Origin of the sequence: Aquabacterium parvum (genome assembly GCF_001447195.1) — a bacterium.
Taxonomy (GTDB): Bacteria; Pseudomonadota; Gammaproteobacteria; order Burkholderiales; family Burkholderiaceae_C; genus Aquabacterium; species Aquabacterium parvum.
In genome coordinates, this window is sequence record NZ_LFRI01000341.1 from 411279 (window position 1) to 428760 (window position 17482).

At 65.9% G+C, this 17482-nt stretch carries 14 protein-coding genes; 12 read left to right on the forward strand and 2 right to left on the reverse strand.

The annotated features are described in order from the left end of the window. Positions 1-51: 51 nt before the first annotated feature. A complete protein-coding gene (gene ompA / locus ABG80_RS13315) occupies positions 52-684 on the reverse strand; it encodes an outer membrane protein OmpA (protein ID WP_058088080.1) in 633 nt (210 codons plus the stop codon). 278 nt (positions 685-962) lie between these two features. Here ompA and gyrA point away from each other — a divergent pair, with 278 nt between their 5' ends. The 10 genes from gyrA to lapB all read left to right on the forward strand — a co-directional run bounded on the left by gyrA (position 963) and on the right by lapB (position 13582). After that, complete coding sequence (gene gyrA, locus ABG80_RS13320; RefSeq protein ID WP_058088081.1) at positions 963-3614, forward strand: DNA gyrase subunit A; 2652 nt, start codon at positions 963-965, stop codon at positions 3612-3614. A gap of 69 nt (positions 3615-3683) precedes the next feature. Continuing rightward, positions 3684-4280 (forward strand): DUF2059 domain-containing protein, encoded by a 597-nt coding sequence (locus ABG80_RS13325; RefSeq protein WP_058088082.1) that lies wholly within the window; start codon positions 3684-3686, stop codon positions 4278-4280. 77 nt (positions 4281-4357) lie between these two features. Further along, positions 4358-5476, forward strand: coding sequence for a 3-phosphoserine/phosphohydroxythreonine transaminase (serC, locus tag ABG80_RS13330; protein WP_058088083.1), 1119 nt, complete (start codon positions 4358-4360; stop codon positions 5474-5476). Next, a complete protein-coding gene (pheA, locus tag ABG80_RS13335; RefSeq protein WP_058088084.1) occupies positions 5469-6608 on the forward strand; it encodes a prephenate dehydratase in 1140 nt (379 codons plus the stop codon). Before serC ends, pheA begins: the two co-directional genes overlap by 8 nt. 21 nt (positions 6609-6629) lie before the next feature. Then, the gene (locus tag ABG80_RS13340) at positions 6630-7517 is read left to right on the forward strand and encodes a prephenate dehydrogenase (RefSeq protein ID WP_058088085.1); all 888 of its coding nucleotides are present in this window, start codon (positions 6630-6632) and stop codon (positions 7515-7517) included. Between the two features lie 18 nt (positions 7518-7535). Next, a complete protein-coding gene (locus ABG80_RS13345; protein WP_058088086.1) occupies positions 7536-9581 on the forward strand; it encodes a bifunctional 3-phosphoshikimate 1-carboxyvinyltransferase/cytidylate kinase in 2046 nt (681 codons plus the stop codon). A gap of 226 nt (positions 9582-9807) precedes the next feature. Continuing rightward, positions 9808-11493: a 30S ribosomal protein S1 gene (gene rpsA / locus ABG80_RS13350; RefSeq protein ID WP_058088087.1), complete on the forward strand. Its 1686-nt coding sequence runs from the start codon at positions 9808-9810 to the stop codon at positions 11491-11493. Positions 11494-11650: 157 nt separating this feature from the next. Continuing rightward, entirely contained in the window at positions 11651-11986 is a 336-nt protein-coding gene (locus ABG80_RS13355; protein ID WP_058088088.1) for an integration host factor subunit beta, read from the forward strand. A gap of 3 nt (positions 11987-11989) precedes the next feature. After that, positions 11990-12343 (forward strand): LapA family protein, encoded by a 354-nt coding sequence (locus ABG80_RS13360; RefSeq protein WP_058088089.1) that lies wholly within the window; start codon positions 11990-11992, stop codon positions 12341-12343. A gap of 81 nt (positions 12344-12424) precedes the next feature. Next, entirely contained in the window at positions 12425-13582 is a 1158-nt protein-coding gene (gene lapB, locus ABG80_RS13365; RefSeq protein ID WP_058088090.1) for a lipopolysaccharide assembly protein LapB, read from the forward strand. 48 nt (positions 13583-13630) lie between these two features. Here lapB and ABG80_RS13370 read toward each other — a convergent pair whose 3' ends face one another. Next, a complete protein-coding gene (locus ABG80_RS13370) occupies positions 13631-15163 on the reverse strand; it encodes a YifB family Mg chelatase-like AAA ATPase (RefSeq protein ID WP_058088091.1) in 1533 nt (510 codons plus the stop codon). A 263-nt stretch (positions 15164-15426) separates the two neighbouring features. Between ABG80_RS13370 and ABG80_RS13375 the strand changes: the two genes are divergently transcribed. After that, positions 15427-15765, forward strand: coding sequence for a P-II family nitrogen regulator (locus ABG80_RS13375; protein ID WP_035039077.1), 339 nt, complete (start codon positions 15427-15429; stop codon positions 15763-15765). A gap of 108 nt (positions 15766-15873) precedes the next feature. Further along, complete coding sequence (locus tag ABG80_RS13380) at positions 15874-17406, forward strand: ammonium transporter (RefSeq protein ID WP_058088092.1); 1533 nt, start codon at positions 15874-15876, stop codon at positions 17404-17406. The last annotated feature ends 76 nt before the right edge of the window (positions 17407-17482 follow it).

Consider the following 17482-nt stretch of genomic DNA (forward strand, 5'->3'; position numbering starts at 1 on the left):
GCAGGGCTTTTTCGGTGAGTGCGAATCAGCGGGCCTCAAGCCCGCCGTGCATCACTTGGTGCGGGTGCCGACCACTTCGATTTCGACGCGGCGGTTCTTGGCGCGACCATCAGCCGACTTGTTGTCAGCAACGGGCTGCTTCTCGCCCTTGCCTTCAACGTACACGCGGGAAGCGTCGGTGCCCTTGCTGGTCAGGTAGTCCTTGACGGCCTGAGCGCGCTTCTCGGACAGCTTCTGGTTGTAGGCGTCAGCGCCCACGGAGTCGGTGTGACCCACGGCGATGATGACTTCCAGGGTGATGCCCTTGACCTTGTCGGACAGATCGTCCAGCTTGGCCTTGCCTTCAGGCTTGAGGGTGGCCTTGTCGAAGTCGAAGAAGGCGTCAGCAGCGAAGCTCACCTTTTCGGTGGCAGGCGCCACGGGCACGACGGGGGCCGGAGCCGGGGCAGCTGCGGGGGCAGCCGGTGCGGCAACAGGAGCCGGGGCAGTCGGAGCGGGCACGCCGTCGCAGCCTTGGACGCCGGTGGCCGGGGTCCAGCCGGTGTCGCGCCAGCAGTATTCGTTCGAGCCGTTCTTCCAGACGGTGCCGTCGGTGGCACGCCAGTTGTCGACGTTCTGGGCGAATGCACCACCGGCCAGTGCAGCAGTGGCAAACAGCGCGGCGATCTTGTTGAGTTTGATCATGCAGGTCCTCACGAGTATTAGGCGCAGACAAAAACTGCGAACGGCCCATGTGGGCAGTACCCCAGAACGGGCTTTTGCCCTGAAGAACAGGGATCACCCTAGGGCTGGTAACCAAATCATTGTGCCACAGCGATCCATTCGCTCAAGCATCCCCCGGGCTGCAGCGTCGCGCAGCTCGCCGCTGTTGCTTCAGGGCGACATGAGCGGCCAATTACAATGCTCGTTTGGACCGGGACCACCGTCCAAGCCAGGCGCTCTCCCATATCAGTGAAGCACGCATGACGTCATTCGCCAAGGAAACCCTGCCCATCAGCCTCGAAGAGGAGATGCGGCGTTCGTACCTCGATTACGCGATGAGCGTGATCGTCGGCCGCGCCCTGCCCGATGCCCGCGACGGCCTCAAGCCCGTGCACCGGCGCGTGCTGTTCGCGATGCACGAGCTCAACAACGACTGGAATCGCCCCTACAAGAAGTCGGCTCGCATCGTCGGCGACGTGATCGGCAAGTACCACCCGCACGGCGACTCGGCTGTGTACGACACCATCGTGCGGATGGCGCAGGACTTCTCGCTGCGCCACATGCTGGTCGACGGCCAGGGCAACTTCGGCTCGGTCGACGGCGACAACGCGGCCGCCATGCGGTACACGGAAATCCGCCTGGCCAAGATCGCCCACGACATGCTGGCCGACATCGACAAGGAAACCGTCGACTTCGGCCCCAACTACGACGGCTCCGAAAAAGAGCCGCTCGTGCTGCCGGCACGCCTGCCCAACCTGCTGATCAACGGCTCGGCCGGCATCGCGGTCGGCATGGCCACCAACATCCCGCCGCACAACCTCAACGAGGTGGTGGACGCCTGTCTGCATTCGCTCAAGAACCCCGACTGCAGCGTCGATGAGCTCATGGAGATCATCCCGGCGCCGGACTTCCCGACCGCCGGCATCATTTATGGCCTCAGCGGTGTGCGCGAGGGCTACCGCACCGGCCGTGGTCGCGTGGTCATGCGCGCCCGCGTTCACTTCGAAGACATCGGCAAGGGCGACCGCCAGGCGATCATCGTCGACGAGATCCCCTACCAGGTGAACAAGAAGAACCTGCTCGAGCGCATCGCCGAGCTGGTCAACGAAAAGAAGATCGAAGGCATCAGCCACATCCAGGACGAGTCCGACAAGTCCGGCATGCGGGTGGTGATCGAGCTCAAGCGCGGTGAAGTGCCTGAGGTGGTGCTCAACAACCTGTACAAGCAGACCCAGCTGCAGGACACCTTCGGCATCAACATGGTGGCCCTGATCGATGGGCAGCCCAAGCTGTGCAACCTGAAAGACCTGATCACGGTCTTCCTGGAGCACCGCCGCGAAGTCGTCACGCGCCGCACCGTGTACGAGCTGCGCAAGGCGCGCGAGCGCGGGCACGTGCTCGAAGGCCTGGCCGTGGCGCTGGCCAACATCGACGAGTTCATCGAGACCATCAAGACCTCGCCGACGCCGCCGGTGGCCAAGACGGCCCTGATGAGCAAGAGCTGGGATTCGTCGCTGGTGCGCGAGATGCTCGCCCGCGTCGATGGCGACCCTCAGCAGTACCGCCCGGAGAGCCTGTCGCCCAACTACGGCATGCAGCCCGATGGCCTGTACCGCTTGAGCGAAGACCAGGCCGGCGAAATCCTGCAGATGCGCCTGCAACGCCTGACGGGTCTGGAGCAGGACAAGATCATCGGCGAGTACAAGGACGTCATGGCCCAGATCGCCGACCTGCTGGACATCCTGTCCAAGCCGGAACGCGTGTCGTCGATCATTTCCGACGAGCTGATCGCCATCCGCACCGAGTTCGGTCAGACCAAGCTGGGCGCTCGCCGATCGACCATCGAGCACAACGCGCAAGAGCTGGGCACGGAAGACCTGATCACGCCGACCGACATGGTCGTGACGATCTCGCACACCGGTTACATCAAGAGCCAGCCGCTGTCCGAGTACCGTGCGCAAAAGCGGGGGGGCCGCGGCAAACAGGCGACAGCCACGAAGGAAGACGACTGGATCGACCAGCTCTTCATCGCCAACACGCACGACTACATCCTGTGCTTCAGCAACCGGGGTCGCGTCTACTGGATCAAGGTCTGGGAAGTGCCGCAGGGCTCGCGCAACTCGCGCGGCAAGCCCATGGTCAACATGTTCCCGCTGGAAAAGGAAGAGAAGATCAACGTGGTGCTGCCGCTGACCGGCGAGTTCCGCAGCTTCCCCGAAGACCACTACATCTTCATGTCGACCCGCCTGGGCACCGTCAAGAAGACCCCGCTGACCGACTTCAGCAACCCCCGCAAGGCCGGCATCATCGCCGTGGGCCTGGACGAGGGCGACGTGCTGGTGGGCGCAGCCCTGACGGACGGCAAGCACGACGTGATGCTGTTCTCCGATGGCGGCAAGGCCGTGCGCTTCGACGAAGAGGACGTGCGCCCGATGGGTCGATCGGCGCGCGGCGTGCGCGGCATGATGCTGGAAGAAGGCCAGTCGGTCATCGCCATGCTGGTGGCCGAAGACGAGACGCAAAGCGTGCTGACCGCCACCGAAAACGGTTACGGCAAGCGCACCAGCATCGTCGAGTACACCCGCCATGGTCGTGGCACCAAGGGCATGATCGCCATCCAGCAGTCCGAGCGCAACGGCAAGGTGGTCGCGGCCACCCTGGTGCGTCCGGAGGACGAGATCATGCTGATCACGGACAAGGGCGTGGTGGTGCGCACCCGCGTGGCAGAAATCCGTGAACTCGGACGTGCCACCCAGGGCGTGACGCTGATTTCGCTGGACGAAGGCGCCAAATTGATCGGCCTGCAGCGCATCGCCGAGAACGATGCGGCGACGGCCGACGAGGCAGAAGGCGCCGAAACCCCGGAAGTCGGCACCCCTGGTGACAACGCCGAGGGAACCTCCGAGGCCTGACGACGATCTGACATCCTGCCGGGCGAAGATGTCGCCCCTTTCGCAACCGGAAAAGACAAGGACCGCAAGATGATGTTCCGCCAAACCGCTCTGGCCGCCGTGGCCGCCACCCTGGCCCTGTGCAGCCTGTCGGCCCACGCCGACAAGAAGGAGCAGATCCAGAAGGTGCTGTCCGTGCAGCAGCCCGCCCTGGAAGACATGGCCCGCGGCGTGGCCGAGCAGCCCGCCCGCCAGCTGGCCGGCGGTGCCCGCAACATCCTGGTGCAAGCCGTGCCGGAGGACAAGCGCGAGGCCACGGCCAAGCAGGTCGATGCCGAAATCAAGAAGTACCTCGATGGCGCCATCCCCGCTGTGCGCGCCAGCGCCATCAAGCTGGCCCCGACCGCCATCGGCCCCATCCTGGAAGAGCGCTTCACCGAAGAAGAACTCAAGCAGCTGGTCGTGATGCTGGAGTCGCCCATCCTCAAGCGTTACCAGTCGGCCCTGCCCGAGATGAGCAACGCCCTGCTGGAAAAGGTCGTCGAAGACGCACGCCCCGCCGTCAACCCCAAGCTGCAAGCCGCCGAAGGCAACATCCGCAAGCTGCTGGACACCGCCTCGGGCGGCAAGCTGAGCGCGGGCGACAAGGGTGGTGCTGGCGCCGCCAAGCCGGCCACCAAGAAGTAAGCTAGAGCCCTCTATCGTGGTGCGGGGCGCCCGACGGCGCCCCGACCCGTTTTTCAAGACGCCTTTTCCCGCGCGCCATGACCCGCCCTTTCAACTTCTCGGCCGGACCGGCCACGCTTCCAGAAGAAGTGCTGCAGCAAGCGGCGCGCGAGATGCTGGACTGGCAAGGCAGCGGCATGGGCGTCATGGAAATGAGCCACCGGGGCAAGGAGTTCATCTCCATCGCGCAGCAGGCCGAATCCGACCTGCGCACCCTGCTGGCGGTGCCAGCCAACTTTCGCATCCTGTTCATGCAGGGTGGCGCGCTCGCCGAAAACGCCATCCTGCCGATGAACCTCTCGCGCGGCGGCCGCACCGATTACGTCGTCACCGGCTCGTGGTCGCAGAAGTCGGCCAAAGAAGCACGCAAGTTCAGCGACGTGCACATCGCCGCCAGCAACGAGGCCGACCACCACACCTCGCTGCCCGCCGCCAGCACCTGGCAGCTCTCAAGCGATGCGGCTTACGTGCACGCGTGCAGCAACGAGACCATCCACGGCGTCGAGATGCACGAGCTGCCCGACCTGGCAGCGCTGGGATCGAAGGCGCCGCTGGTCATCGACTTTTCTTCGCACGTGCTCTCGCGCAGCATCGACTGGTCGCGCGTGGCCATGGCCTACGGCGGCGCCCAAAAGAACATCGGCCCCTCCGGCCTGACGCTGGTCATCGTGCGAGAAGACCTGCTGGGCCAGGCCCTGCCGATCACGCCCTCGGCCTTCGACTACAAGGTCGTGGCCGACAACGGTTCGATGTACAACACGCCCCCCACCTACGCCTGGTACATCGCCGGGCTGGTGTTCCAGTGGATCCAGCGCCAGACCGAGGTCACGCCGCAAGGCACTCTCAAAGGCCTGGCCGCGATGGAGACCCGCGCCATCGCCCGATCGAAGCTGTTCTACGACTACGTCGACGGCTCGGGCTTCTACCTCAACAAGGTGGACGTGAACTGCCGTTCGCGCATGAACATCCCCTTCTTCCTGCACGACGAGTCGCTCAACGAGGCCTTCCTGGCCGGCGCCAAGAACGCCGGCCTGCTGCAACTCAAGGGCCACAAGTCGGTGGGCGGCATGCGCGCGTCCCTGTACAACGCCATGCCGATGGCAGGCGTGCAGGCCCTGGTCGACTACATGAAGCACTTCGCGACGACCCATGGCTGACACCCCTGACTCCGCATCCGGCCACTTCCAGCCCGACGGCCGCCCGGTCGATGCACAGCTCGCCGATTTGCGCGTGCAGATCGACTCGGTCGACCAGCAGCTGTTGTCGCTGCTGAACCAGCGCGCCAAGCTGGCGCAAGCGGTGGGCGAAGTCAAGAAAATCGACGGATCGCCCGTCTTCAGGCCCGATCGCGAAATCCAGGTCATCGAAGGCCTGCGCCAAGGCAACCCGGGGCCCGTCCTGCCTGAAAGCATCAGCCCCATCTGGCGCGAGATCATGTCGGCCTGCCGTGCGCTGGAAGCCAAGCAGCGCGTGGCCTTCCTGGGCCCCGTGGGCACCTTCACCGAGCAGGCCGCCCTGAAGTATTTCGGCTCGTCCATCGAGCCGGTGCTCTGCGCCAACTTCGACGAGGTGTTCCGCGCCACCGAAGCCGGCTCAGCCGATTTCGGCGTGATCGCCATTGAAAACTCGACCGAAGGTGTGGTCGCCCGCTCGCTCGACCTGCTGCTGCAATCGCCGCTGGTCGTCATGGGCGAGACCTCGCTGCTGGTGCAGCACAACCTGCTTCGCGGCACGCCGTCGCTGCAAGGCATCACCGCGGTGGCCGCTCACCCTCAGGCCCTCGCACAGTGCCAGGGCTGGCTCGCGCAGCACCTGCCGCAAGCCGAGCGCCATGCCGTGAGCAGCAACGCCGAAGGTGCACGCCTGGCCGCCGCCGACCCCAGCGTTGCAGCCCTGGCCAGTGAACGCGCTGCGGCCATGTTCGGCCTGCACGTGGTGCAGCGCGCCGTGCAGGACGAAGCCCACAACCGCACCCGCTTCGTGGTCCTCACCCGGCCAGAGCGACAGCCGCCGTCCGGCCCCACCGGTCGCGACTGCACCAGCCTGATCGCCTCGGTGGACAACCGCCCTGGCGCCGTGCACGACCTGCTCGTGCCGCTCAAGCGCCATGGCGTGTCCATGACCCGCTTCGAGTCCCGCCCGGCCCGCTCGGGCCAGTGGGAGTACTTCTTCTTCATCGACCTGGCCGGCCACGCCGCCCAGGACAACGTGGCCGCCGCCCTCGACGAGCTGCGCGCCCAGTGTTCTTTCTTCAAGGTGCTCGGCAGCTACCCGCTGGACGTGCACTGAGTCACCAGGACCTCGACCACCATGTTCAACCAGCTCGGTCTGATCGGCTGCGGCCTGATGGGCGGCTCCTTCGCGCTGGCGCTGAAAAAAGCCGGCCTGGTCAAGCGCGTCATCGGCTACAGCAAGTCCCCCTCGACGGTCGAAAAAGCCCGCCGCCTGGGCGTCATCGACGTGGCCGCCGAATCGGCGCTGTTGGCGGTCTCGGGCTCCGACATCGTGCTGATCGCCGTGCCGGTGGCCGCCAGCGAAGGCACCTTCAAGGCCATCCGCCACCTGGTCGACCCCAACGTGCTGTTCATGGACGTCGGCTCGACCAAGCGCGACGTGGTCGACGCAGCGCGCCGCGTGCTCAAGGAACGCCTGCCCTCGTTCGTGCCGGCCCACCCGATCGCCGGCCGCGAAGTCGCGGGGATCGAGCACGCCGACGCCGCGCTCTACCAAGGCCGCAAGGTCATCCTCACGCCCCTGGAGCAGACCAACCCGACGCTGGTGCAAAAGGCCACCGACGTCTGGGCTGCGGTCGGCTCCCAGGTGCTCAAGATGACGCCCGAGCACCACGATGCCGCCTTCGCAGCCGTCAGCCACCTGCCCCACTTGCTGGCCTTCGCGTACATGAACGCGATGGGCGAGCAACCTGGCGGGCAGGAGTACCTCTCGCTCGCCGGCCCCGGTTTCCGTGATTTCACCCGCATCGCCGCAAGCGACCCGACCGTCTGGCGCGACATCTTGCTGTCCAATCGCGAGGAAGTGCTGCGGCAGTCCGAGGCCTTCCGCCACGCCCTCGAGGCGATGGAGCGCCAGATGCGCGACTGGAGTGGCCCCGACCTGCAGCGCCTGATCCAGACCGCTTCCGATGCCCGCAGCCAGTGGAGCCTGGGGGGCGGCAAGCCGCCCCAGACCGTCCGCTGAAGTTTTCCCCGTTTTCGCATGTACACCACCGCCTTCCTCGACCTGCCCCCGCTGCTGACCGCCGGAGGCACCCTGCGACTGCCCGGCTCCAAGAGCATCTCCAACCGGGTGCTGCTGCTGGCCGGCCTGAGCGAAGGCACCACCGTCGTCCACGACCTGCTGGCCTCTGACGACACGCGCGTCATGCTCGACGCCCTGCGTGCGCTCGGCTGCGACATCGAGCAAAACGGCGACACCGTGCACATCACGGGCCTGGCAGGCAAGCTGGCCGTGCTGCAGGCCGACCTGTTCATGGGCAACGCCGGCACCGCCATCCGCCCGCTGACCGCGGCACTGGCCCTGCTGTCGGCCACCCAAGGCGGCGTGTTCACGCTCACGGGCGTGCCGCGCATGCACGAGCGCCCCATCGGCGACCTGGTCGACGCGCTGCGCCCGCTGGGCTGCGTGGTCGAGTGCCTGGGCAACGAAGGCTATCCGCCGCTGCGCCTGGCCGGTGGTCGCCTGAACCTCGGCCGCCCCATCCAGGTCCGCGGTGACGTGTCCAGCCAGTTCCTGACCGCGCTGCTGCTGTCGCTGCCCCTGGTTTCGCAAGAGCAGGACCTGGTCATCGACGTGGTGGGCGAGCTCATCTCCAAGCCCTACATCGAGATCACGCTGAACCTGCTGGCGCGCTTCGGCATCCAGGTGCAACGCCAGGGCTGGGAGCGTTTCGTGATCCCGCGTGGCAGCCGCTACCAGTCGCCCGGTCACATCCACGTCGAGGCCGATGCCTCGTCGGCGTCCTATTTCATCGCCGCCGGCGCCATCGCCGGCATCGAAGAGCCCGTTCGCATCGAAGGTGTGGGCAGCGCCTCCATCCAGGGCGACATCCGCTTCATCGAGGCCGCCGAGGCCATGGGCGCGAAGGTCAGCTCCGGCGCCAACTGGCTTGAGGTGCGCCGCGGCGCGTGGCCGCTCAAGGCCATCGACCTGGACTGCAACCACATCCCCGACGCGGCCATGACCCTGGCCGTGATGGCGCTGTACGCCGAAGGCACCACCCGCCTGCGCAACATCGCCAGCTGGCGCGTGAAGGAAACCGACCGCATCGCCGCCATGGCCACCGAGCTGCGCAAACTCGGCGCCACCGTGGTCGAGGGCGAGGATTTCATCGAGGTGACGCCCCCGGCGCGCGATGGCTGGCAGCACGCCAGCATCCACACCTACGACGACCACCGCATGGCCATGTGCTTCTCGCTGGCCGCCTTCAACCCGCTGGCGCCCACGGCCGACGCCGACAAGCCCGTGTCGGTGCGCATCGAAGACCCGCGCTGCGTCGGCAAGACCTTCCCCGATTACTTCGAGGCGCTCTTCCAGGTTGCTCAAACGCGCCCGGACTGGATCCCCGTCATCACCGTCGATGGCCCCACCGCCTCGGGCAAGGGCACCCTGGCCAGCGCCCTGGCCACCCGCCTGGGCTACCAGTTCCTGGACTCGGGCTCGCTCTACCGCATCACTGGCCTGCTGGCCGTCGAGCAGGGCATCGACCTCGATGACGCCAACGCACTCGAGCAGCTCGCCCGCCAACTCGGCGAAGCCATTTCCCTGCGCTTCGACCGCGAACACATCTGGGTCGATGGCCGCGACGTGAGCGAGGCCGTGCGCCGCGAGGAAATCGGACAAGCCGCTTCTCGCCTGTCCGCTTACCCCGGCGTGCGCCAGGCGCTGCTGGAGCTGCAGAAAGCCTTCCGTGGCCTGCCGGGCCTGGTGGCCGACGGCCGCGACATGGGCACCGTGGTGTTCCCGGACGCCGCACTCAAGGTCTTTTTGACCGCCGCCGTGGCCGAGCGCGCCGAGCGCCGGCACCGTCAATTGATTTCCAAGGGCGTTTCTGTTACCCTTGATGAGATTTGCTCCGACTTGGAGGCGCGCGACTTGCGGGATCGTTCCCGTACGGTGGCGCCCTTGAAGCCGGCACAAGATGCCCAGTTGCTCGACAACTCGGCCCTGACGATCGAGCAATCGGTCGACACGGTGCTGGGGTGGTGGGTGGCTGGCTGGCCCCACGTCATCGTGCGGCACTGACCTGGTTTCAACCGACTTCAGGCCAATGCCCATTGTGAAGGGGCCACGTCACGTTCCGTGACAAACACAAGGCTGTGACGTCCAGCCCCTGCTGCCAGGTGGGGGCTTGAGCAATCAGGGCTGCCATCTTTGGGCACCCGGGCGCCATGTTCTTCAACCCAACCCGTTCGGGTCGTTCCTGTCGATCCGGGCGTTATCGCTGGTTCACGCCAGCACAGGAAATTCCATGTCTGAATCCTTTGCCGCCCTTTTTGAAGAGTCGCTGCAGCGCGCCAACATGCGCACGGGCGAAGTCATCACCGCTGAGGTGGTGGCCGTCGAACACAACTTCGTGGTCGTCAACGCCGGCCTGAAGTCCGAAGCCTACGTGCCCCTGGAAGAGTTCAAGAACGACCAGGGCGAGATCGAAGTCCAAGTGGGCGACTTCGTGTCCGTGGCTGTCGACGCCATCGAAAACGGCTATGGCGACACCATCCTGTCGCGCGACAAGGCCAAGCGCCTGGCCTCGTGGCTGTCGCTGGAAACCGCTCTGGAGTCTGGCGACTTCGTGACCGGCACCGTCAACGGCAAGGTCAAGGGCGGCCTGACCGTCCTGGTCAACGGCATCCGCGCCTTCCTGCCCGGCTCGCTGCTCGACACCCGCCCCGTGAAGGACATGTCGCCTTTCGAAGGCAAGACCATGGAATTCAAGGTCATCAAGCTGGACCGCAAGCGCAACAACGTCGTGTTGTCGCGCCGCGCTGTGGTCGAAGCTTCGATGGGCGAAGAACGCGCCAAGCTGATGGAAACCCTGCGCGAAGGCGCGATCGTCAACGGCGTGGTCAAGAACATCACCGAATACGGTGCCTTCGTGGACCTCGGCGGCATCGACGGCCTGCTGCACATCACCGACATGGCATGGCGCCGTGTCCGTCACCCGTCCGAAGTGGTGACCGTGGGCCAAGAGCTGACCGCCAAGGTCCTGAAGTTCGACGCCGAGAAGAACCGCGTTTCGCTGGGCCTGAAGCAAATGGGCGACGACCCCTGGGTTGGCGTTTCGCGCCGCTACCCGGCCGGCACCCGCCTGTTCGGCAAGGTCACCAACATCGCTGACTACGGCGCTTTCGTCGAGATCGAACCCGGCATCGAAGGCCTGGTGCACGTCTCCGAGATGGACTGGACCAACAAGAACGTGGCCCCCAACAAGATCGTCAACCTGGGCGACGAAGTGGAAGTCATGGTCCTGGAGATCGACGAAGACAAGCGTCGCATCTCGCTGGGCATGAAGCAGTGCAAGCCGAACCCCTGGGACGATTTCGCCCAGTCGTTCAACCGTGGCGACAAGGTCAAGGGCCCCGTCAAGTCGATCACCGACTTCGGCGTGTTCGTGGGCCTGGCTGCCGGCATCGACGGCCTGGTGCACCTGTCCGACCTGTCGTGGAACGAGCCTGGCGAAGCCGCCGTGCGCAACTACAAGAAGGGCCAGGAAGTCGAAGCCGTCGTGCTGGCCATCGACGTCGAGCGCGAGCGCATCTCCCTGGGCATCAAGCAGCTGGACTCCGATCCGTTCACCAACTTCACCACCCTCAATGACCGTGGCGCCACCGTCACCGGCGTGGTCAAGACCGTGGACGCCAAGGGCGCCGAAATCACCCTGGGTGACGACATCATCGGTTACCTGCGCGCTTCGGAAATCTCCCGCGACCGCGTGGAAGACGCTCGCAACGTGCTGAAGGAAGGCGACGAAGTCACCGCCCTGATCATCAACATCGACCGCAAGACCCGCGGCATCCAGTTGTCGATCAAGGCCAAGGACAACGTCGAGCAGCAAGAAGCCATGCAATCGCTGCGCGCCGACACCACCAAGGAAGGCTCCGGCACCACCAGCCTGGGCGCCCTGCTCAAGGCCAAGCTCGACCAGAACAACGGCTGATCCCAGCCAGCGTTCTTTTCCCCCGACCGCCGGAGCCTGCTCCGGCGCGAAGGGGATTGAGCTGAGCGGGGCAAGCGTCCTTCAACAGACGCCTGCTGCCGCTCACCTCAGTCCCCCCGGACACCCGCATTCGGCACGCCAGCCTCCGACCGCATCCATGACACGCTCCGATCTCGTCGCCCGGCTGGCCGAGCGCTTCAGCCAGCTCACCCAGCGCGACGCCGAATTCGCCGTCAAGACCATCCTCGACGCCATGTCGGAGGCATTGGCCAAAGGGCATCGGATCGAGATCCGTGGTTTCGGCAGCTTCTCGATCAGCCGCCGCCCGCCGCGCATGGGCCGCAACCCGCGCTCCGGCGAACAAGTCCTGATCCCGGAAAAACTGGTGCCGCACTTCAAGCCCGGCAAGGCCCTGCGCGAAGGCGTCGATCAAGCCGCTACACTGGCCTCTCAAACCGATCTCTCAGCCCCCAACGAAACCAAGCCAAACTGACCCATGCGAGCCTTGAACTGGTTGTGGCGCGGACTGCTGTTCTTCATCCTGTTTGCCTTCGCACTCAACAACCAGCACCTGGTTGAATTGAAGTGGGTCTTTGGCTGGCGCTGGCAAGCCCCCATGGTGTTCGTTGTCCTGGCCGTTTTCGCGCTGGGTTGCGTCACCGGTGTGCTGGCCATGCTGCCGAGCTGGTGGCGCCACCGCCGCACGGCGCGCAACCGTCAGTTGCTGATGCCCGATCCGGTGACGGCAACGACCGGCCCCACGCCCAGCGCCAACGCCGAGCCGCTGAACCTGCCCAGCGAATTGCCCTTCCCGCCGGACATGCCGGCCCCCCGCAAGCCGGTCAAGTGACTGCGGCCTGATCGCACCTGTCAACCACGGCCTGCATCCGCCGACCTCGGCTCACCCGGACAGCGCACAGGCGCCCCGCCCATGGACTTCAACTTCTACTGGCTGCTGCTTGCCCTGCCTTTGGCCTTCCTGCTGGGCTGGATCGCATCGCGGCTCGACCTGCGCCAACTCAAGCGCGAGGACCAGGCGTCGCCTCAGGCCTATTTCAAGGGCCTGAACCTGTTGCTCAACGAACAACAGGACAAGGCCATCGATGCATTCATCGAGGCGGTGCAACACGATCCCAACACATCCGACCTGCACTTTGCACTGGGCAACCTCTTCCGGCGCCGTGGCGAGTACGAGCGAGCCATCCGCGTGCACCAGCACCTGCTGGCCCGCGCCGACCTCAAGCGCGAAGAGCGCGAGAAGGCCCAGCACGCCCTGGCGCAGGACTTCATGAAGGCAGGGCTGTTCGACCGCGCGGAGGCGGCCTTTCAGGCGCTTGAAGGCACCGCCTTCAGCACCGACGCGCGCCTGGCGTTGCTGTCGCTGCACGAGCGCTCACGCAACTGGCATGGCGCCATCGAAGTCGCGCGCCAGCTGGAAGCCGCTGGCACGGGCTCGTTCTCTCAACGCATGGCTCACCACTGGTGTGAAATCGCACAGGAGGCCGATGCCCGAGACCGCCTGGACGAAGCCGAACAGGCCCTGCATCGCGCCCGCGAGGCCGCTCCCCAGGCCGCTCGGCCTCTGGTGCTGGCCGGCCAGCGTGCATTGCGACAAGCGCGCCCAACCGACGCCCTTTCGGCTTGGGACGAACTGATGGCCATGCAGCCTCAGTCTTTCTCTCTGGTCGCGATGGATTACGCGCGCTGCGCCGAAACTCAGGGCCAGGCCTCGGCAGCCTTGCGCAAACTCGAGAGTCTCTACCAGCAGATGCCCTCGGTCGATGTGCTGCTGGCCCTCAACGCGCTGCAGCCCGACCCCGACCTGCGCAGACAGGCCCTGATGACGCACATGGCGCGCCAGCCTTCCTTGTCTGCAGCGCAGGGCCTGATCCGCGAGCGCCTGATCACGCACAAGCCGCTGGAAGAGCCGGAGATCGAGCGCATGCAGCAGTCCTTGGCGACGGCCGCACAGCCCTTGCAGCGTTACCGTTGCGCGGCCTGTGGTTTCGAGAGCCAGCACCATTTCTGGCAATGCCCTGGCTGCCAGGGCTGGGAAACCTACCCGCCTCGCAAACTCGAGGACCTTTGAAGCCGGGGCCCGCGCCGTGCCGAATGGGTGGAGGCGCCGAGGACCGCATCAAGCCGCCGTCGCCATCGCCCCCAGCGCTCGCCTGAACTGAATGGCCTCTGCCACGTGCGTTGGGCCAATGGCCTCCTGACCCTGCAGATCGGCCAGCGTCCGAGCCAGCCTGACCACGCGATGCAGGGCCCGCCCAGACCAACCCAGCTTGGTCGCCGCCTGGTTCAGCAACTGACGAGCAGCCTGCTGCAGGCAAGCATGGCGGTCCAGCCCCGCCGCGTCCAACTCGGCGTTGAGGCAGCCCTGACGCTGCCACTGCAACGCACGAGTCGCCCTCACCCTTTCGGCCACTTGGGCGCTTGACTCCCCATCGGGCGCACGCGAGAGCACCTCGGGGGGCAGCATCGGCACCTCGACCTGCAGATCGATGCGATCGAGCAACGGGCCACTCAGGCGAGACTGGTAACGCGAGACCTGCTCGGGTGTGCAACGGCAGACCCTGACGGGGTGCCCCAGGTGCCCGCAAGGACAGGGATTCATGGCGGCCACCAGCTGAAAACGCGCCGGAAACTCGACCGTCCGATGGGCCCGAGCGATGGAGATGTGCCCTGTCTCCAGCGGCTCACGCAATGCCTCCAGGGCGCCTCGAGGGAACTCTGGCAGCTCATCAAGGAATAGCACGCCACGGTGAGCCAGGGAGATTTCCCCTGGACGGGGCGGTGAGCCACCTCCCACCAGGGCCGCTCGAGAGGCCGAGTGGTGGGGCGCCCTCACCCACCTGTGACGCCAGCGCACGGCGTCAAAACCACCCGAGAGGCTGTGCACGGCCGCGGACTCCAGGGCTTCGTCGGTTTCCAGCGGAGGCAAGAGGCTGGGCAGGCGTTGCGCCAGCATCGACTTGCCTGTGCCAGGTGGCCCCACCATGAGCAGGCTGTGCCCCGCAGCGGCCGCGATCTCCAGCGCCCGCTTGGCAACCGACTGGCCACGCACGTCTCGCAAGTCGAGGCCACTGACCGCGTCCGCCCCCGCCATCACCGCAGGGGGTGAGCGCCAGGGCGGGCGACCTGCCTTGAGGACATCCACCACCTCGGCCAGACCACCTGCGCCCCACACCGGCACGCCGTCCACCAACCCGGCTTCGGCGGCACTGGCAGATGGCAAGACCAACCCGACAGAAGCCGCATCGCCACCCCGCCGGCGCAGCGACAGGGCCATGGCCAGCGCACCTCGCACCGGCCTCAAATCTCCCCCGAGGGACAACTCACCCGCCAAAGCCAGCCCTTCGAGGTGCGGCAAGGGGATCTCACCCATCGCCGCCAGGATGCCCACAGCGATGGGCAGGTCAAAACGGCCGGACTCTTTGGGCAGGTCAGCTGGCGCCAGGTTGACGGTGATGCGCCGGTTGTGCGGAAACGCCAGCCCTGCGCTCGCCAAAGCCGCCCGCACGCGCTCTCGGGCCTCCTTGACCTCGGTGTCAGCCAGACCGACCAGCGTGAAGGACGGCAGGCCGTTGGCCAAGTGCACCTCAACGGTGACTTCTGGAGCGCTCAAGCCATCCAGGGCCAGGCTGCGGACGACGGCAAGTGACATGTTGAAGGCGTTTGCGCGATGCAAAAACGCCCATTCTGACCACACAGGGAGTCAGGCGCACTCCCCACGAGGGGTGCATCACCATGTTGGTGCGCGCAGCGGCCCGCGAACCCGCATCGCGGGGCGCACCGATTGCGTGCACGCACCGAAATGTGCATGCTGCGGTGCAGCCCGGCATGGCGGGGCTCCCGCTCGACCGCTGGCATGGAACATGCAGTTATCTCGCAGTCCATCCTTTTGCCAACCTCACCGGAGAACCAACCATGAAAATGGTGACCGCCATCGTCAAGCCCTTCAAGCTTGATGAAGTGCGTGAGGCCCTGTCTGCCATCGGCGTCCAGGGCATCACCGTGACCGAAGTCAAGGGCTTCGGCCGTCAGAAGGGCCACACCGAGCTGTACCGTGGTGCAGAGTACGTGGTCGACTTTCTGCCCAAAGTCAAGATCGAAGCAGCCGTGGACGAGGCCATCCTCGACCGCGTCATCGAAGCCATCGAATCGTCGGCACGCACCGGCAAGATCGGCGACGGCAAGATCTTCGTGACCTCGCTCGAGCAGGTCATCCGCATCCGCACCGGCGAGACCGGTCAGGACGCACTCTGATCCTCTGCACCGAACTGGCGCACGTTCTCCACATCCTTTGACAACCTGCACCTCACCGGGCGGGCGTCACCCTGAATTCACCCCTTCTGACCTGACAAGAGGCATTTCATGAGAAAGCTCATTGCGTCCCTCGCGCTGGGGCTGGCGGCCTTCGGTCTCTTCGGCGTTGCCAACGCCCAAGAAGCCGCGGCCTCCGCCGCCGAAGTCGCATCCGCTGCCGTTGAGGCAGTGGCTGCGGCATCCGACGCCGCACCCGCTGCGGCCGAAGCCGCTTCCGACGCCGCCCCCGCTGCGGCCCCTGCTCCCGTTCCCAACAAGGGCGACACCGCCTGGATGATGGTCTCCACGCTGCTGGTGATCCTGATGACCGTGCCCGGTCTGGCCCTGTTCTACGGCGGCCTGGTGCGCAGCAAGAACATGCTGTCCGTGCTGATGCAGGTGATGGTCACGTTCTCGCTGATCGTCGTGCTGTGGTTCATCTATGGCTACAGCCTGGCCTTCACCGAGGGCAACGCCTACATCGGCGGCCTCGATCGCCTCTTCATGAAGGGCATCTGGGACAACGCAGCGGGCACCTTCGCCAACGCCGCAACCTTCTCCAAGGGCGTCTACATCCCCGAGATCGTGTTCGCCGCCTTCCAGGCCACCTTCGCCGGCATCACCTGCGCCCTGATCGTCGGCGCATTCGCCGAGCGCATCAAGTTCTCGGCCGTGCTGCTGTTCATGGTGCTGTGGTTCACCTTCAGCTACATCCCGATGGCCCACATGGTCTGGTTCTGGATGGGCCCGGACGCCTACAGCTCGCCTGAAGTGGCCGAAGCCATGACCGCCAAGGCCGGCCTGATCTGGCAACACGGCGCGCTGGACTTCGCCGGTGGCACCGTGGTGCACATCAACGCCGCTGTTGCTGGCCTGGTGGGCGCCTACATGGTGGGCAAGCGCATCGGCTACGGCAAGGAAGCCTTCACCCCGCACTCGCTGACGCTGACCATGGTTGGTGCCTCGCTGCTGTGGGTGGGTTGGTTCGGCTTCAACGCCGGCTCCGCCCTGGAAGCCAACGGCTTCGCCGCCCTGGCCTTCATCAACACCTTCGCCGCCACCGCCGCCGCTGTGCTGGGCTGGATCCTGGGTGAAGCGCTGCTCAAGGGCAAGGCTTCGATGCTGGGTGCCGCTTCGGGTGCCGTCGCTGGCCTGGTCGCCATCACCCCTGCTGCCGGCAACGTCGGCATCGGTGGCGCGCTGATCATCGGCGTGCTGGCTGGCCTGATCTGCCTGTGGGGCGTGACCGGTCTGAAGAAGATGCTGGGCGCTGACGACTCGCTGGACGTGTTCGGCGTGCACGGCATCGGCGGCATCCTGGGTGCCCTGCTGACCGGCGTGTTCAACTCGCCCAACCTGGGCGGCCCCTCGCTGGTGTCTGACTGGACCACGGTTGCCATGGTTGCGCCCGACGCGTACTCCATCGCCGGCCAGGTCTGGATCCAGGCCAAGGGTGTGCTGATCACCATCGCCTGGTCGGGCATCGTCTCCCTGATCGCCTACAAGATCGTCGACGTGGTCATCGGTCTGCGCGTGCCGGAAGAAGAAGAGCGCGAAGGCCTGGACATCACTTCGCACGGCGAAACCGCCTATCACAAGTGATCGCCAAGTGATCTTCGGCTGACCGCCGAAACGGGCCCCCGCGCCCGCCACGACAGGGCCACCTCCGGGTGGCCTT

Coding starts and splice junctions, on each gene's coding strand:
- ABG80_RS13340 (WP_058088085.1), top strand. CDS start 6,630: ATGTTCAACCAGCTCGGTCTGATCGGCTGCGGCCTGATGGGCGGCTCC.
- serC (WP_058088083.1), top strand. CDS start 4,358: ATGACCCGCCCTTTCAACTTCTCGGCCGGACCGGCCACGCTTCCAGAA.
- gyrA (WP_058088081.1), top strand. CDS start 963: ATGACGTCATTCGCCAAGGAAACCCTGCCCATCAGCCTCGAAGAGGAG.
- ABG80_RS13345 (WP_058088086.1), top strand. CDS start 7,536: ATGTACACCACCGCCTTCCTCGACCTGCCCCCGCTGCTGACCGCCGGA.
- ompA (WP_058088080.1), bottom strand. CDS start 684: ATGATCAAACTCAACAAGATCGCCGCGCTGTTTGCCACTGCTGCACTG.
- ABG80_RS13370 (WP_058088091.1), bottom strand. CDS start 15,163: ATGTCACTTGCCGTCGTCCGCAGCCTGGCCCTGGATGGCTTGAGCGCT.
- ABG80_RS13355 (WP_058088088.1), top strand. CDS start 11,651: ATGACACGCTCCGATCTCGTCGCCCGGCTGGCCGAGCGCTTCAGCCAG.
- lapB (WP_058088090.1), top strand. CDS start 12,425: ATGGACTTCAACTTCTACTGGCTGCTGCTTGCCCTGCCTTTGGCCTTC.
- ABG80_RS13360 (WP_058088089.1), top strand. CDS start 11,990: ATGCGAGCCTTGAACTGGTTGTGGCGCGGACTGCTGTTCTTCATCCTG.
- ABG80_RS13380 (WP_058088092.1), top strand. CDS start 15,874: ATGAGAAAGCTCATTGCGTCCCTCGCGCTGGGGCTGGCGGCCTTCGGT.
- ABG80_RS13325 (WP_058088082.1), top strand. CDS start 3,684: ATGATGTTCCGCCAAACCGCTCTGGCCGCCGTGGCCGCCACCCTGGCC.
- pheA (WP_058088084.1), top strand. CDS start 5,469: ATGGCTGACACCCCTGACTCCGCATCCGGCCACTTCCAGCCCGACGGC.
- rpsA (WP_058088087.1), top strand. CDS start 9,808: ATGTCTGAATCCTTTGCCGCCCTTTTTGAAGAGTCGCTGCAGCGCGCC.
- ABG80_RS13375 (WP_035039077.1), top strand. CDS start 15,427: ATGAAAATGGTGACCGCCATCGTCAAGCCCTTCAAGCTTGATGAAGTG.